At 40.9% G+C, this 16,011-nt stretch carries 13 protein-coding genes and 1 riboswitch; of the genes, 9 read left to right on the forward strand and 4 right to left on the reverse strand.

The genetic code is table 11. The annotated features are described in order from the left end of the window. The first annotated feature begins 92 nt into the window (after positions 1-92). Together QUE86_RS00845 and QUE86_RS00850 are read left to right on the forward strand one after the other, a co-directional pair. Positions 93-608: a glutathione peroxidase gene (locus QUE86_RS00845; protein WP_130051309.1), complete on the forward strand. Its 516-nt coding sequence runs from the start codon at positions 93-95 to the stop codon at positions 606-608. Further along, positions 574-1,557, forward strand: coding sequence for a 2-hydroxyacid dehydrogenase (locus QUE86_RS00850; protein WP_286260428.1), 984 nt, complete (start codon positions 574-576; stop codon positions 1,555-1,557). The genes QUE86_RS00845 and QUE86_RS00850 overlap by 35 nt, the downstream gene beginning before the upstream one ends. A gap of 106 nt (positions 1,558-1,663) precedes the next feature. Here the strand turns inward: QUE86_RS00850 and QUE86_RS00855 are convergent, their stop codons facing one another. After that, positions 1,664-2,989, reverse strand: coding sequence for a sodium-dependent transporter (locus tag QUE86_RS00855; RefSeq protein WP_167657814.1), 1,326 nt, complete (start codon positions 2,987-2,989; stop codon positions 1,664-1,666). A gap of 147 nt (positions 2,990-3,136) precedes the next feature. On the opposite strand from QUE86_RS00855, the gene QUE86_RS00860 reads away from it, so the two are divergent. Next, positions 3,137-3,874, forward strand: coding sequence for a 4'-phosphopantetheinyl transferase family protein (locus QUE86_RS00860; protein ID WP_286258650.1), 738 nt, complete (start codon positions 3,137-3,139; stop codon positions 3,872-3,874). Here QUE86_RS00860 and lysC read toward each other — a convergent pair. Continuing rightward, complete coding sequence (lysC, locus tag QUE86_RS00865; protein ID WP_178927106.1) at positions 3,851-5,230, reverse strand: lysine-sensitive aspartokinase 3; 1,380 nt, start codon at positions 5,228-5,230, stop codon at positions 3,851-3,853. The two genes, QUE86_RS00860 and lysC, sit on opposite strands and share 24 nt — an antisense overlap. 81 nt (positions 5,231-5,311) lie before the next feature. Continuing rightward, positions 5,312-5,484, reverse strand: a riboswitch (Lysine riboswitch). Positions 5,485-5,571: 87 nt separating this feature from the next. Continuing rightward, positions 5,572-6,822, reverse strand: coding sequence for a sodium:proton antiporter NhaD (nhaD, locus tag QUE86_RS00870; RefSeq protein WP_130051305.1), 1,251 nt, complete (start codon positions 6,820-6,822; stop codon positions 5,572-5,574). 148 nt (positions 6,823-6,970) lie between these two features. On the opposite strand from nhaD, the gene QUE86_RS00875 reads away from it, so the two are divergent. The 5 genes from QUE86_RS00875 (at position 6,971) to QUE86_RS00895 (ending at position 14,258) form a co-directional block, all read left to right on the forward strand. Continuing rightward, entirely contained in the window at positions 6,971-8,245 is a 1,275-nt protein-coding gene (locus QUE86_RS00875) for an MksB family condensin complex protein (RefSeq protein ID WP_167657811.1), read from the forward strand. 2 nt (positions 8,246-8,247) lie between these two features. After that, a complete protein-coding gene (locus tag QUE86_RS00880) occupies positions 8,248-8,793 on the forward strand; it encodes a condensin complex protein MksE (RefSeq protein WP_062564547.1) in 546 nt (181 codons plus the stop codon). Further along, positions 8,793-11,579 (forward strand): AAA family ATPase, encoded by a 2,787-nt coding sequence (locus QUE86_RS00885; RefSeq protein WP_286258656.1) that lies wholly within the window; start codon positions 8,793-8,795, stop codon positions 11,577-11,579. Before QUE86_RS00880 ends, QUE86_RS00885 begins: the two co-directional genes overlap by 1 nt. Before the next feature lie 122 nt (positions 11,580-11,701). Continuing rightward, the gene (locus QUE86_RS00890) at positions 11,702-12,256 is read left to right on the forward strand and encodes a DUF4136 domain-containing protein (protein WP_130051302.1); all 555 of its coding nucleotides are present in this window, start codon (positions 11,702-11,704) and stop codon (positions 12,254-12,256) included. Positions 12,257-12,419: 163 nt separating this feature from the next. Beyond that, positions 12,420-14,258, forward strand: a complete 1,839-nt coding sequence (locus tag QUE86_RS00895; protein WP_286258658.1) for a TonB-dependent receptor — start codon at positions 12,420-12,422, stop codon at positions 14,256-14,258. Between the two features lie 173 nt (positions 14,259-14,431). Here the strand turns inward: QUE86_RS00895 and QUE86_RS00900 are convergent, their stop codons facing one another. Then, positions 14,432-14,680, reverse strand: coding sequence for a YkgJ family cysteine cluster protein (locus QUE86_RS00900; RefSeq protein ID WP_286260313.1), 249 nt, complete (start codon positions 14,678-14,680; stop codon positions 14,432-14,434). 158 nt (positions 14,681-14,838) lie between these two features. On the opposite strand from QUE86_RS00900, the gene QUE86_RS00905 reads away from it, so the two are divergent. Further along, positions 14,839-16,011 (forward strand): efflux RND transporter periplasmic adaptor subunit, encoded by a 1,173-nt coding sequence (locus tag QUE86_RS00905; RefSeq protein ID WP_130051300.1) that lies wholly within the window; start codon positions 14,839-14,841, stop codon positions 16,009-16,011.

The raw sequence follows: 16,011 nt of genomic DNA on the forward strand, positions 1-16,011 counted from the left end.
AAATTAGTAACAATTTCATTATCTCAACCGATTAACTAAAAAGCGAATGAAAAAAAGTTCATTTAAACCAGTCAAAAACACACAGGTAACACATGGATAGTATATATCGTTTCAACGCCCAGCTTGCATCTGGTGAAAATTTTAGCCTTGAATCGCTACAAGGAAAAACAGCGCTTATCGTCAATATTGCCAGTAAATGTAATTTTTCAGTGCAAATGGCAAGCCTTGAAAAGCTCTATCAAGACTATAAACAGCAAGGATTTACTGTGCTTGGGTTTGCATGTAATCAATTTGGCCACAATGAGCCCCTTGATGGCAATGAGCTACAAGCTTTTTATCAGCAGCACTTTGATGTCAGTTTTCCTATTTTTAACAAAGTATTAGTTAACGGCCCTGATGCCCACCCTTTATTTAATCATTTAAAGTGTCATACCCGTGGAATTGCACAAAACCGCGCAATTAAATGGAATTTCACCAAATTTCTTATAAACTCAGAGGGTCAACTCGTTGCGCGATATGCCCCGCGTACCAAACCCGAAACCCTCAAAATGGTGATAGAGAGTAATTTAAATGATGAAACTGGCCTTATTCAGTGCGCAAAAATATGAGCAACCGTTTTTTGAAAGGAATCTAACTGAATTCGCTGACTCTGTTTCGCTCAGTTATTTTGAGCAGTCTTTAAACATCAATACAACTCCTCTTTGTAAAGGCTTCGATGCGGTGTGCGTGTTTGTAAACGATACTGTCGACAAGCACGTCATTGTAGATATGGCAGCTGTAGGCGTAAAAGCAATCTTATTACGCTGTGCAGGTTTTAATAATGTAGACCTTGATGCAGCCAAAGAGCATAACATCAAGGTATGCCGCGTCCCGGCTTATAGCCCCGAAGCTGTCGCAGAGCATTGTATTGCTCTAATGCTAACGCTCAACCGTAAAACCCACAAAGCCTTTAACCGTGTACGTGAAGGTAACTTTGATTTAAACGGCTTACTTGGCTTTAATCTGTTTAAAAAAACCATTGGGATTATAGGCTGTGGCAAAATCGGTTTAGCTTTAGTGAATATTTTAAATGGCTTTGGGGCTAAAGTACTCGTTTGTGACCCAATGGCAAGTGAAGGCCCTTATACTTTATGTGATTTAGATACATTGCTCACACAAAGTGATGTCATCTCTTTACATTGCCCACTCAACGAGCACACCCATCATTTAATTGATAGCAGTGCATTTAAAAAAATGAAAGACGGTGTTATGTTAATTAACACCTCTCGTGGTGCACTTCTCGATAGCCAAGCATGTATTCAAGCGCTTAAGTCTAAAAAGCTCGGACACTTAGGACTTGATGTGTATGAGCAAGAGTCAGAGTTATTCTTTAAAGATCATCGCGAAGAAATCATGCAAGACGATATTTTTTCACGCCTTATTAGTTTTCCTAATGTGTTAGTGACAGGCCACCAAGGCTTCTTCACCCAAGAAGCGCTTAGCGAAATAGCCTGCACCACACTACAAAGTGCTAATGAGATAAGCCAAGGCTTACCATTAACTAACGAAGTTAGTTAATGAGTGCGTACCTTAGACTAAAAAAGGCGTGAGGTTTAAACCCCACGCCTTTTTACTTTTGTCTTTTACCTCGAAACTAGAAACTTGTAACTCGCAGCTCAAGACTCTATTTCAACAACGCCACGTTCACAAATACTGCTGTCATTAATAACGGGCACACAAAGCGAATATACTGAGCAAACCAATAATGAGGGCCGCTCGAGACTTGATGCAATTTATTACCACGTTGCCATAACCAGCCTACAGTAATGAAATAGAACAGTCCCATTAAAGGTAGTTGGTACTGCGTAAGCACCATAATCACCAAACCAAATAACCAGTCAAAATTTAAGATAATAACTGATGAAGCGATAAAGACGATTAAAGTTACAAATAAAGTCGCTTTTTTACGCTCTATACTGTGGTTCTCAACTAAAAATGCCACTGGAATTTCAGTTGATGAAATTGTTGATGTAACAGAAGCTATTGACATTAACACGAAGAACAATAAACCAACGAGTAAGCCCATTTGCCCCATAGTACTAAACAGCTCAGGTAAAATTGCAAAAATTAACTGCCCTTCACCTACTAATTTACCGTTGCTAAACACTTCTACACCGTTATGCTGAGCAACAAAAATAGCTGGTATAATCAATAAACCCGCTAAAAAGGCAACCCCCGTATCTAGCAACGCCACTGTTCCGGTTAGTTTAGGAAGGTTCGCATCAGGCTTTAAATATGAGCCATAAACCATCATACAGCCTACACCTAACGACAATGAAAAGAACGCTTGCCCCATTGCCGCAATAATTAAGTTTGCATCAAGAATTTGACTAAAATCTGGCACTAAGTAGGCTGCAAAGCCATCCATCGCACCATCTAGGGTCGCGATATAAGCAATTAACGCCACTAATAACACTAGCAATAATGGCATTAAGCGGCGTGACCAAGTCTCGATTCCTGATTTAACCCCTTTTAAGATAATACTCGCAGTTAGAATAAGCATCAGCGGCGTAAACACAAAGTTGCGTGCCATTGAATCACTATGCAAAAAGTTACTTAACTCAGTAAAACCCAAGAAGCTAGCGATTGGCTCAAGTGCATACGCTAACATCCAACCTGCGACTATCGAATAAAAGCTCAGCATCACAATCGCACCAAACAGACCTATGTAGCCTGCTGCAGCGCCCACTTTAGGAGCCGTATCTTGCCATGCATTGGATAATGCTTTTACCGGATTAGCTTGCGCTTGGTGGCCTAAATACAGCTCAGTATAAAGGGCTGGAAGCGCTAATAAGAAGATAACAATGAAGTAAACAAGTAAAAATGCACCGCCGCCATGGTTTGCCGCTTGTGTTGGAAAGCCCCAAATATTACCTAAACCTACCGCCGCACCTGAAGCGGCTAATACGAAACCTAGTCGGCTGTGAAAGCCGTCACGAACTTGTGCCATACATCTATAAATCTGTTATTATTTTTCCTCATTAAACCATAATTACAGCCAACTGCGTAAACTATTTGAGTTGTTCGTGCTCTTACAAGTTCATTTGCTGTAAAAACAAACAAAACTAAATACGAACCCCCGTATAAGCGTTAAATCATGAGCAGCCACTATTTTTCAAACACCTTAGTTATTAATCTGCAGCCGAACAACACGGCACAGCAAATTATGCTTATGGAAGCATCAAACATCGATATTTCAAGCTTAGCTATTGAAAAATTGCTCAGTGAGTTTGAATTATGTGTACTTGAAAAACGCAAAGTGCCCGCAGCTAAACAAGAGTATTTAGCGACTCGCTTAATGTTAAAGTATTTATACAAACATACTTACCCTCATGATGATTTAGCGCTCAATGAAATATCAAGCCAATTTGATGACAAAGACAGTAAGCTGAAACTACATACACCCGTTAGAGAGTCTGTTTGGGCTTGCTTATCTCATTCAAATGGTTTGATAGGTGCTGCCCTCAACCCAGCTCAGCAGCTGCTTGGTTTTGATATTGAACAAAGCAACAAACCTCGCCCTTTTATCAAGCTTGCAAAGCATTTTTATCATCAAGATGAAGTTGACTTAATCAGCAGTTTTGATGCACCCGATGAACAGGCACAGTGTTTTTTTAGAATTTGGACATTAAAAGAAGCCCTTGCTAAGGCAAGTGCTCAGCCGATTGCGAAACTGCTCGCTCCCAATGTATTTGAAGAAATACGTAAACATAATTTCTGCGCTAGCAGTAATTGTATTGAAGGCTTTGACATAAGTGTTGTGGCACAAAAAAGCACTGACTGGCAGTGCTCTTTTATTAGCTTTAGCGACTTACGCCGCGACTTGGCTTTCTAATAATCGGCTGTGAATTGCCTGCACAACGTCATCTGACTCGCTTTGCTCCACCAAAAAGCACAGGTTATGTTTACTTGCACCGTGGCAAATTAAACGAATATTAAAGTCGCTTAATACCTGCATTAAATTCATTTCTTGCTGACGTAATTGAATTTCAGAACCAATTAAAGCCACCAGCGTTAAGTTATTCTCGACCGACACATGACAAAACTCAGAAAGCTTATCTAAACAAGCTTGATCCAGCTCTGGACGTGATGCATTTGGCGCGTTATCCAAAGTAATTGCAACACTAATTTCTGAGGTTGTAACCAAATCAACTGAAATATTAAACTCACTTAAAATGGTGAAAACACGCGCTAAGAAACCACTAGCAAGGAGCATTTCTGGGCTTTTGACTGTTAATAGAATTTGGTTTTTACGCTGTGTTACTGCACGAATACCTGGTTGCTGAGATTTTTCTTTTTCAATCCATGTACCACCTAATTGTGGCTCACGGCTTGAACCAACAAACACACTAATATGACTACGGCTCGCAGGTAAAATGGTTGCAGGATGCAGTACTTTTGCACCAAACGTTGCCATCTCTGCCGCTTCATCAAAACTCAAGCGTGCAATTGGGCTTGCTTTAGCGCATAAACGCGGATCAGTACTGAAAATACCCACAACATCAGTCCAAATATGCACGCTTTTTGCGTTAATTGCTTCTGCAAGTAATGCCGCGCTGTAATCTGAACCTCCACGCCCTAAAGTGGTTGTTTGATTATGTTCATTGCTACCAATAAAACCCTGAGTTACTACAACGTGGTCATCAAGTAGCGGCACTAAATGCTCTTTAGCAGCCGCAGCGGTTGCTGCAACATTCGGTGTTGCTTTAGCAAATTGGCTATCTGTTTTTAGCACCTTGCGTACATCAAAACGCACCGCATCAAGACCTTGCCCACGCAATACTTGTGTAAATAAATACGATGATAAACGCTCACCAAAGCTAAGTAGCTCATCTTGCTCCGCTACTGACTTAACCCCTTCTGATGCCAGTTTTTGAAAGGCTTTGAGGGTTTCATTAAAGCCATGAGCTAAGTCAGCATCAAGCGATAGCTCAGCTAAAATAGCTTCTTGAATGGCTACCACACCTGTGATGTGCTCGTCACGCTCAGCCGCGCTCAAATCAGCTTTACACAATGCAACTAAATGATTTGTCACGCCAGCACTGGCACTCACAGCAACAATACGAACTTGATTATCAGCACAAATGATTTCTGCGCAGCGGCTCATAGCATCAAAGTTAGCTACACTGGTGCCACCAAATTTTGCAACAACGTAATCTGATTTTGTGTTGGCGGCTAATTGGGTATTCATGTCGTCTCCTTTTGTGGAAAACTATCCACAGTAATTCAAGAAGAACTCGGCAAGGGGGTGCTTTGAAAATAAAGAGTAGTCCATGCCAGAAGCTCTCCACCTAGTTTGGTGACAGTTTTGAGGATTCAGCCCCATAAACCGAAAAGTAACCGTGACGTCCGGCTAATTTTCTCGGCGAGTACTTCCCTCATTAATGGTCATCGGCGTTCGTCACCTCACATTAACTACCTAAGTATCGCACCTCTTCTGAATGTTAAGTTAACACCTGGTTAAAATAACAAAGCCTGCTAAAAAAGCAGGCTTTGAAAGTTAACGTTTAGACGTCTAGCTGTCAAGTTGTTTTATGAAATTAAACTGCCTGCTAAGTGCGACCCGTAATAGCCAACGGTATAAGCAATTAATAAATAAACCGACATTTTAAGATAGCTCATAAAGGTCAGTGCTTTTACTTTACTCATGGCGATAATACCTGCCGCAGAGCCGATAATAAGCATTGAACCACCTACCCCTGTTGCGTATGTAAACGACAACCACTGCTGTGGACTCATCACAATATCTGCTTTTAAAAGTGCTGCAGTTAAAGGTACGTTATCTACCGCTGCTGATAATAGCCCCATCATGTAGTTTGCATACTCAGGCGCCATCAACTCATATAGGTGAGTAAACTTAGCAAGCATACCTACTTCTTTTAATGCACCAACCAGCAATAACACACCTACGAAGAACAATAAGGTGTCGTACTCAATCTCACGAATATAATCGATAATTTTTTTGTTGACGTCTTTTTTGCGCATTAAGAATTGCGCAACCAAAAACATTAGTGATAAACCAAATAAAAAGGTTAAAAGCGGTGGCACATTATAAAGCACGCTCAAAGTTAACGTGGCAATAATCGTCGAGAAGAAGATAACCGCAATAGTAATATCTGTTTTTTCAATACGACGAGCTGTTTGCTTTTCAAATACTACATTACCCGACATACCTACCGATAACATTGCCGCAAGCAGTGCAACACTTGTCAGTGCAGGCGCAATTAATAATAGTAAATTAGCAATGGTGACCTTTTCGTCTAAGAAAATCATAAGGGTTGTAACATCACCCGTGATCAACGACACCCCACCCGAGTTAACACTAAATACAATCAAGGTTGCATATTTTATTAATTTTTTAGGATCTAATTTTAGTGACATCACCACCGCAAGTGAGATTAAAGTCGCAGTTATATTGTCTGATATCGATGAAAATAAGAACGAAAAGCCACCAATCAGAAACATCAACTTTCGTTCACTGATTTGATTTGGCATAATTTTATGAACAATATTCTGGATAAAGCCTTTAGAGTTTAAATACGCAACAAAGGTCATAGCTGCCATTAAAAACAGCCATAAAGTCGCGATCTCTAATATATTGTGATCCAGTTGATGTTGTATGGTTTCTGGGCTTTGCCCATGAATTGGAGAGATAAATAAGATAATCCAGCATAAAGTGCCAAAAAAAAGCGTCGTTTTGGCCTTGTTTACATGGATAATATCCTCTATAACGATAAGCAAAAATGCCACCGCTATCAGGGTTAGGATAAGTGGGGTTACCATGGTGTTTGAACAACCTTTATAATAATGTAAAAATTGTAAGTCGAGTGTTTCGGCGCGGATTCTAGCAGCATAGAAAGCATAAAACTATTATCAATTACATAATTTACTACTAATCGCTAACACCTAAGTCTGAATTTACTGGAGCCTTATGATCCCAGCTAAAAAGTTATTAAATACCCTTACTGAACATTGGGGGGTGTTAGAACTGCTATTTAAACGTTTTAAGATGGCTGATTTCAGTTTGAAAGACGTACAAAATGCGATAAAACAAAAACAACCTTCATGGTCAAATGAACGCATTTATAAGGAAACAAATCGTTTATTAAATCAAGATATTATCATTCCATTAGCGAAATCATCGCAATTAGAAATCAATCGAGCGATTGCTGATTTTGCGACTTTCTTGCTACAAGAAGAACACCTAGGTCTTGCCCAAGAAATTAGTGTACTAGTTGATGATTTAGCTCGCCTTGGTAGTCGCTTGGCTAAAGCAGGTGAAATTGAAGATTACGACGAGCTACGCCGATTTAGCCGTATTATGGATGATCGGGTACGTAAAATAATGAAATTGTTTGCCCACAATGAAAACGCAATTTTAAATATTGTTGAGCAAGCTAAAGCAAACAACGCCGTGCAATCTTTGCAAAAGCGCTATCAAGCAGTGATCGAAGCGTTTGATGAATACATTGAACCTATGCTTGAAATGGTTGATATACGTGGGGACTTCCACGCTTGCTTTAACACCATCGAAACGCAAATAAGCGCACAAATCGAACAAATTGACCGCCTAGGTAAGTCATATCAAGACAAACGCATGCTTGAGCAATTGCGAACCCGTATTTTAGAAATGCATTTAGTGGGTCGTGAAAGCTTACGTAAAAGCGCCGATATGCTAATGCCGCTACGTGAAGAATTACGCCGTAACAACCTAATTACTCGCCAAGCAGCCAAAGTACTTGGTTTAGTGCGTAAAAATGGCGTCGATAACATGCTAAGTGCGGTACAACCTAACTTTGTCTCGGATGCACAACGCTTTTCACTTGGTCAACAACGTCATATCGTGGCCTATATGGCAGGCCTAGTCGACTTTGAGCACGATGAATATCAGCTACCAGAGCATGATGATGTGCCCGCCTATCAAAGCCCGCATATCCCTGATTACAACGACGTTAAAACACAATTTAGAAAACGCTTTAAAAAAGCCAGCAAAAAAACTCAGCCGCTACTTAGTTTCTTAGATGAAAGCTACCCAGATCTCGAAGCTGACGAAATGCTGTTCTTGTATCAAAAATTAATTAGCGATGGCGACCTTGAAATTAGCCAAAGCCAAGAGAAAGTAAAAATAAAAATTGCCCAGCAACACTTCTCTCTTTACCCATTTAACTCATCGATTGCTGACGATAAAAAAGCAACAGAGCAATAACCATGACAGATATTAATTTAGATGATTTAACGCATCTGCAAGCTATTAATAAAAAGCTCACGTCAGGCTACCACATTAGTGAACAAGACACGCTGATGTGGCAAGAGCTTGACCAACACATTGATGCCTACCGTGCCCTTTTTAATGCACTCGGCCATGACCTACAGCATGATAGCCGTGGCTATTACTATTTTGGTAGTGACGAGAGCACCCCAAACATGGGTAAAATTTCACGTGCCATCGCGCTGACTATCTACATCTTGATTGAGCACTATGCCAATACTGGTAAAGATCCTATGCGTGCCTTATTTGACGAGGTAAACGACCTTGAACTGATGCAAACCTTAGTGCAAATCAACAAGCACTTGTTTGATCAATTAGAAATATTCTCTGGCTCAGATTTACGTAAAGATGTGTACCTACGTATGGTGCGTTTAGGCCTTGCTCGCGAAGTAGAAAATGGCTTTATGCTGCAAGCGCCAATTTATCGTTATATCGATGCATTAATGGAAGTAAACGAAGAAACCTATCTAGGAGATGACGAATAATGCAAAGCCAAAGCCTTTACGGACTCAGCAAACTTGCGCTTTTAAATACCGCAGGCTATGCAAAATGCGTGATCCCACTGGATAAAAGTAGCTCAATTTGTGCACCGAATAATACCGGTAAAAGCTCGGTTATTAATGCCCTGCAATTTCCGTTAATTAATGATTTACGCTTAACAGAATGGGATGGCCACGATTTAGACGAAACTCGTAAGTTCTACTTTTCGTCAGATCAATCCTATATTTTACTTGAAGCTGACCTACCTAATGGCCCTGTGGTTATTGGTGTTGCTGGCCTTGGTAAAATTGCTGGTTATGCGCATCAGTTTTTTTGCTATCAAGGTAAGTTAAACCTAGAACACTACACCCAAGGCAAGACAATTGTTAAATTCACCAAGCTTTTTAATCACTTAAAAGAGCAAGGTTTCAACCCAATTGAATTAAAAGCGCAAGAGCTGAACGCCCTACTTACTGGCGGCGCAACCCCATTTGATGGCGATATCAATTTAAAGATGATCCCACTCAATAACGTGCAAGACTCTGCAATTTACAAAGAAATTTTCCGCCGTATTCTTAACTTGCACAAGTTAGGAGCCAGTGATGTTAAGCGCTTTATGTTACGTGTATTTGAGCGTCATATGTCAAATTCACGGGTCGATTTTTATGAAGTATGGCGACGTTCATTCGATAAGGTAAATCGCGCTAAACGTGAATTAAAAGCCCTTGAGTCAATGCAAGAGCCTATCGCAGCCCTTGAATCTATGCTTGAGAATCAAACGGTTTTAAAAGGCAAACTTGCCGCCTATGCGCCAAAAATTGACCAAGCACTGATTGACTTTGAAACCTATCAACAAGAGCAACTCACTGAGCTAAATATTGCCCTTGAAGATATCGAGCACGAAAAACATGAGTTCGACCAAAAGCAGCAGCTGTATATTCAGCAATCACGTGACATTGAGCGTAAGCAAACTCAAATTGAGCAGTGGTTTTTAGACTATCGAGCACTTAAATCTGAGTTTGAACTAGTTAACAAAGCCACCTTAAAAGTAAGCCTTACGCAGCTTAAACAAGATTATGAGTCGCTTTCGCATTCATTAAGCAGTGCCCAAGGTCAAAGCTTACACACGCTTGATTACCGTATTAGCGAAACACAAAAGCAAATTAAGAGCTTAAAACTACAGCTAAAGAACCTCGAGTTCAATTTATTCACCCGTATGCGTGAAGATTTATCTTTAAAAGAAGTTGAAGAAATTTCGCGTATTTTAAACCCAGATATCTTATCGTTTGCCACCACCAGCAATGGTGATGTTGATATCACAGACGAAGATGCCTTCGGTGAGTTTTTAGAGCAGTTATCGGCAAACGTAAAAGGCGGTGTACTGACTCTTCCTGGTGCGACGATTAAACTAAAAAAGCTAAGCCCTGTGCAAATGCAAACGGGCGAAAACAAAGAGCAATTAACTGCGCAACTCGCTGCACTTGAAAACTCCCTGAAAGAGTTTAAACAACAGCGCGAAGTAGCTGCTAATGTCGCTGAAAAGCAAAAAGAAAAAGATGCCTTGTATGATGAGCTAATGGCCTCTGAAGAAGCATTAAAACGCTTTGAACAATTTGAAGTGATGCAGCAATCTGTCGATGCTCAAACTCTGCTAAAAGAGCAATTAAATGCAGAACGCGAACAAGTTGACGACTACCTGCAAGACATTCAAAAGAACAGTGGCTCAATTAGCGATCGTCGCTCAATTATCAAGTCGAAAAAAGATTTGCTTGCGCGCCAAGCTGACCGCTTACGCCAAGTTAAATCTGAACGTATCGATCACACACTTGATTTTTACTCAGGCAAAGTCACACCATACATGATTGAAATCAGTATTGATTTTGATAACTTAAGTGACCTCATTCATCACTTTAACAAAGACTGCCAAGAACTACGTAACTTTGATATCAACGTACGTAACACCTACATGCATATTTATAATGCGGGTATTACTAAATTTGATAACGAAAACGATGAGTTTACTAAATACGAAAAGCTTATCAGCGCGTTTCATAACATTGATAACGAGCGCGATGCTGTTGAGCGTCAAGGCCGAGTTGCATTAACCGAAGTGGCAGCTACCATTAAAGGCTTGCGTGAAGACTTAGACCGCTTGCGCCGTGAAATGAATAGCTTTAATAAAGGCATTAGTCAACATCGGATCTCTAACCTTCAAGCATTCAAAATTAATGTTACCCCGCGCAAGATGCTGGTTGATAGCATTGATACCATCATTAGTACCTCAAATCAGTTTGAGCAAGGCGATACCCTCGACTTATTAAGTCAAGAGCCTTATAGCGAGTCTGCGGTAAACGAAGCAAAAGATCATTTAATTAAGCTTGCTTCTGAAAAAGCAGGTTTAACACTGACAGACTTGTTCGATATTCGCTTTGAAGTGGTAAATCGTGCTGGTGACACTGAGCACTTCGAGAAAATCGACTCAGCCGGCTCTAACGGTACCCGGATTACCATTAAGCTACTTTGTGGCATGCTGTTTATTCGTTACTTATTAAGCGATCAAGAGCAAAACCTGTATCGTATTCCGATTTATATCGATGAAGCTGCCGATATCGACCCGCAAAACCAAAAAGCAATTATCGAAACAGCACTTAGCTTTGGCTTCGTGCCGATTTTTGCCTCAGTTAAACCACAAGTTAGCTGTGATTACATTGTCCCTATTCGTACTGTCAAAGATGGGGTGCAAAACTGGGTCGATGAAAAAGACTGGATAGAAGTTGAACACAGTGCTTAATTACAAACTATTACAGTACTTATTTGTAAATGTGCCATAGTATTTAAATAATCATTCAGATGAGTATTATTTGTGTTATGTTATCAATCAAGTAGTGGAAATTTTGCCAAGGAGCAAACAATATGAAGAACTTATTAATCGCGACGGCTGTATTATTTTTAGCGGCTTGTGCTAAAACGCCTGATTGGGATTACGACAAATCTGCAGATTTTAGTAATTATAAAACCTTCTCTTGGGTACCTAATGCCAGCTTGACTAAAAACGTAGCGAACTACCAAATTAGTCCTTTAATGGAAAAACGTGTGCGTGAAGCAGTTAATGCCGAACTTGAAAAAAGCGGTATGAAGCTTGTTGATGTAGCGCAAGCAGATGTACTTATTAACTATCATGCATCAGTTGATACTAAAATTGATGTAGATACCTTCAACGTAGGTTACGGTGCACGCTGGAATTACTGGGGTATGGGTTATAACACGCAAACAACAACTCGCGAATACGAAGTCGGTACGTTAATTTTAGACGTAGTAGACCGTGCTTCTAACCAATTAGTTTGGCGTGGTGCTAAAGAAGGTCGTTTGCAAAAGAACCAATCACCTGAAAAGCGCACTGAAGTTATCAAAGAAACTGTTGCTAACATTCTCAGTAACTTTCCACCGCAATCAATTAATCAAAACTAAATGCCGTTTTAGTAAAAAGACCGCGCACTTGGCGCGGTTTTTTATTGCCTGCTGAAATCTGGTTGGAGTGGTATAACTCAGTGATTCAGATACAATACCCGCAATTTTCAGTGCGCCTAACTAGCCCACTACCCCAGATTAAACAAAATCAAGAGAGTTTTAGATGGTACGCGCAGTACAGCTTACACTTCCCGCTTTATTCGTCACTTGCTCAGTGCTAGCAGAAGACACCAACAATATTGAACAAATCACCGTTGAAGTTTCAGCAACCGCAAATAAAGAACCGGTTGGTACTTTTGATGCGCCGGTATCAAACTTAGAATATGACCCTCGTGTCGATTTGCAATCACGCAATATGGCTAAAGCACAAGCTGATGTCACTATTCGTGGTGGTATCTTCGAAAATACTGGCTTTCGTGTCGGTAGCAGTACATTATTTGACCCTCAATCTGGTCACTACTTTGCTGAAATTCCTATTGCCCCACAGATGCTAACAGGCCCTTCAGTACTTACAGGGGCTGATAATGCCCTTTATGGTATGAATAGCTCGGTTGGCACGGTTTCATTTGGCTGGCGCCCTATCACAAGCACTGGCAGCGTTTCACTTGGCACAGGTACGAATGGCTTTAATTTACAAAGCATTCATGCTGCCCATAGCCAAAAGCTGGATAGCAAACCTGATTGGCGATTAGGTTTTGAGGGTGAATACTCGCACTCAAAAAGCGATGGCTCAATTGATAATGGCGACCACGACTTTGAACGTGCCTCAGCACGCGTTCAACTTGCAAGCGATACCTCGCAAACTGATTTAATGTTCGGACGCCAAGAAAAATTTTTTGGTTGGCCAAATCTTTACACGCCATTTAACTTTAACGAAACCGAAGATCTTGAAACCAAGCTTTTCATGCTCAATCACAAGCAAATGTATGGTGATAGCAGTACCTTTGAAGTGACTGGTTATTATCGTAAACATAACGACCATTATGTATTGTCTCGTGAAAACCCAGCTATTTTTGAAGCGTTTCACGAAACCACCGTTAAGTCATTGGCACTCTCTGGACGTCACCGTTTAAATGACCACTATGCAATTAATTATGCTGGGCAATTTATTGCTGATGAGATTGAATCAACATCTCTTGAAAACAACTTTACGTCACGCAATTACACTAAGCTAAGTATCTTGCCTGAATACAAGACGGCCCTTACAGCTAACAAAGAGCTTATGGTTCGTGTTGGTGCTGCTTTTGATGATACTAACCGTGATAGTTCAGATACCTCCTTTATTGCAGATGCAAGCCTTAAAGTAGCTAATCAAAATGGCAGTGAACATACTTGGTACGCATCATACGCCGAAGCAACACAAGTTCCCGGTTACACCGCAATCGGCGGCAGTGAAACGGGCGGGTTATTCAGAAGTAATTACAGCCTTGAGCGCGAAACCACCGATAACCTTGAATTAGGTTTACTAATTGAACAATCTTCGTGGCGTTTAGATTCAGCTATTTTCTACCGCAAAGATAAAAACCTTACGGATTGGACATATCGCTTTGATTCAACTTCAGCACGTTTTGCAAACCCGGTTGATATAGACACCTTAGGCGTTGAGTTTTTAGCGAATAAATCGTTTGAAAGCGCTGAGTTGATTGCCAGCTACACCTATTTAGAAAAGTCAGAAGACTATGGCACGGCAGATATTGATGCGAGCTTTTATGCGCTTAACTACCCTGATCACCGTGTAACACTGGGTGCAGTATGGCAACCAATGGATGTGCTTGAGTTGCGTATCGATAACGAATGGCGTAAACAACATAGTAACCGCCTACGTAGCTCTGATGATGAAGCCTTCTTCACGCAGTTAACAGTAAAGTTCACGCCAGCCCAGCTTGATAATGTGTTTGTTACCTTTGCAGCTGACAATATTTGGGATGAATCATTCGAAGAAGTCCCGGGTACCCCAGGCCGCGGCGAACAATATACTTTAAGCGCTACCTATACGTGGTAAGTAAAAACAACAATGCCAGTCAATTGACTGGCATTGTTGTGACACGTTTTCTTCTAAGATCTTTAGAACACCACAGTCAAATTTATTTAAAATGCCATAGCGAAAACTGTGACTTTAAAAAATAACCTAATTTATCCCAGTAACTGTTAAAAAATGTTAAGGGTTTAATTTTTTTAAGTCACCTGCTCAAGTTCGGTAATTAAATACAATGCTTGTTCATTTGTCGTGCCACACACATCAATAGTGGCAGAAAAATCACTACACACCTTGGGCCTTGATTCATCACCAAATAATTTACACAGGTTATTATTATCCAGTTGAATACAGCGCTCTCCCGCCGCTTTCCCGTTGGGCATTCCTGGGATCGGTGAGCTAATACTGGGTGCAATACAACAGGCGCCACAGCCTAATCTACATGCCATTTTATCTGTCATTGAGTACCTCTTATAGAACCTTTGTAGCGCCTTTGTAATATGTGTAATGGTTTGTTACATCTTCGAACGCCTTGTAAACACTTTATTGCGTATGCTTAGCCTATCAAATTTATTTTTAATTACCGTCAACCGTGAGGGACTATCCCGTGGCTAGTAAAAAACAAATCATTCTCCCTATCGCCGTATTAGTCGGCGGACTTGGAATGGCATTCGCATTTGCCTCTATGAAGCAAGCGCCGGTCGAAAAACCAGAACAAGATTTGCGACCGCTTGTATCAATTAAACCGTTAAGCTTTGACGCCATTACCCTTGATGTAAAATCATACGGTATCGTTAAACCTAAAAACCAAACTGAACTTGTTGCGCAAGTGAGTGGTCAGGTTGTCTCGCTGTCAGATCAATTTGTACAAGGCGGATTTGTTAAGCAAGGCGATATTCTAGCACGTATTGACCCAAATGATTACGAAGCTGCACTCATTGAAGCAGAAGCAGGTCTAGCGCAAGCAAGCTCTGCTCTTGAAATTGAACGCGCGCAAGTATCTGTTGCACAAGCTGAGTGGGACCGCATCAAAGGTGACTCAAACCAAGTTATTCCATCTGAGCTGTATTTACGTAAACCGCAACTCGCTGAAAAGCTTGCAAACTACCGTGCTGCTCAAGCCAGTGTAAAACGCGCAAAACGTAATCTTGAGCGCACATACATTAAAGCGCCATACGATGCCATTATCGACGAGCGCCTGATTAGTTTAGGTAGTGTGGTAAACCCGGGTAATAGCTTTGGTAGCCTAAGCTCAACATCACTGGCTGAAATTCGTTTACCTGTTGCTGATAAAGATCTGCAATACCTAAATAACCAAGGAATTGGTGCAAGCGTATCAATTAATGCTGAATTTGCAGGTAAACAAACAACGTGGCAAGCGACTATTGTACGCAGCGAAGGGGTCGTTGACCAACGCAGCCGCATGAATTACCTAGTAGCACAAGTAGCAACGCCTTATGAGCAAAAACAACCACTGCGTTTTGGCTCATACATTAATGCCACTATCGAAGGTCGAGCGCTGGACAATGCGATTGTTGTTCCGCACCATTTAGTTAAAGACAACAAGGTAGCTGTTTTACAAGATGGCGAAACACTTACTTTTAAAACACTTAACATTGTGCGCGAACAAAATGGCATGGTGATCGCCGATAATGGCCTTGCTAACGGTGAGCAACTTATTACCTCAGCACTTGAATACCCAACTGAAGGCATGGCAGTCAAGCTAGATGACGCAAAACTAAGTGTGCCAACAACACAATTAGCGTTAAAAGAGGAATAA

The sequence above is a fragment of the Pseudoalteromonas apostichopi genome (assembly GCF_030297135.1).
GTDB classification, from domain to species: domain Bacteria; phylum Pseudomonadota; class Gammaproteobacteria; order Enterobacterales; family Alteromonadaceae; genus Pseudoalteromonas; species Pseudoalteromonas apostichopi.

What these genes read in the sequence shown, in the direction of transcription:
- QUE86_RS00845 (WP_130051309.1), top strand. Translation starts at nt 93, where the DNA reads ATGGATAGTATATATCGTTTCAACGCCCAGCTTGCATCTGGTGAAAAT.
- QUE86_RS00850 (WP_286260428.1), top strand. Translation starts at nt 574, where the DNA reads ATGAAACTGGCCTTATTCAGTGCGCAAAAATATGAGCAACCGTTTTTT.
- QUE86_RS00855 (WP_167657814.1), bottom strand. Translation starts at nt 2,989, where the DNA reads ATGGCACAAGTTCGTGACGGCTTTCACAGCCGACTAGGTTTCGTATTA.
- QUE86_RS00860 (WP_286258650.1), top strand. Translation starts at nt 3,137, where the DNA reads ATGAGCAGCCACTATTTTTCAAACACCTTAGTTATTAATCTGCAGCCG.
- lysC (WP_178927106.1), bottom strand. Translation starts at nt 5,230, where the DNA reads ATGAATACCCAATTAGCCGCCAACACAAAATCAGATTACGTTGTTGCA.
- nhaD (WP_130051305.1), bottom strand. Translation starts at nt 6,822, where the DNA reads ATGGTAACCCCACTTATCCTAACCCTGATAGCGGTGGCATTTTTGCTT.
- QUE86_RS00875 (WP_167657811.1), top strand. Translation starts at nt 6,971, where the DNA reads ATGATCCCAGCTAAAAAGTTATTAAATACCCTTACTGAACATTGGGGG.
- QUE86_RS00880 (WP_062564547.1), top strand. Translation starts at nt 8,248, where the DNA reads ATGACAGATATTAATTTAGATGATTTAACGCATCTGCAAGCTATTAAT.
- QUE86_RS00885 (WP_286258656.1), top strand. Translation starts at nt 8,793, where the DNA reads ATGCAAAGCCAAAGCCTTTACGGACTCAGCAAACTTGCGCTTTTAAAT.
- QUE86_RS00890 (WP_130051302.1), top strand. Translation starts at nt 11,702, where the DNA reads ATGAAGAACTTATTAATCGCGACGGCTGTATTATTTTTAGCGGCTTGT.
- QUE86_RS00895 (WP_286258658.1), top strand. Translation starts at nt 12,420, where the DNA reads ATGGTACGCGCAGTACAGCTTACACTTCCCGCTTTATTCGTCACTTGC.
- QUE86_RS00900 (WP_286260313.1), bottom strand. Translation starts at nt 14,680, where the DNA reads ATGGCATGTAGATTAGGCTGTGGCGCCTGTTGTATTGCACCCAGTATT.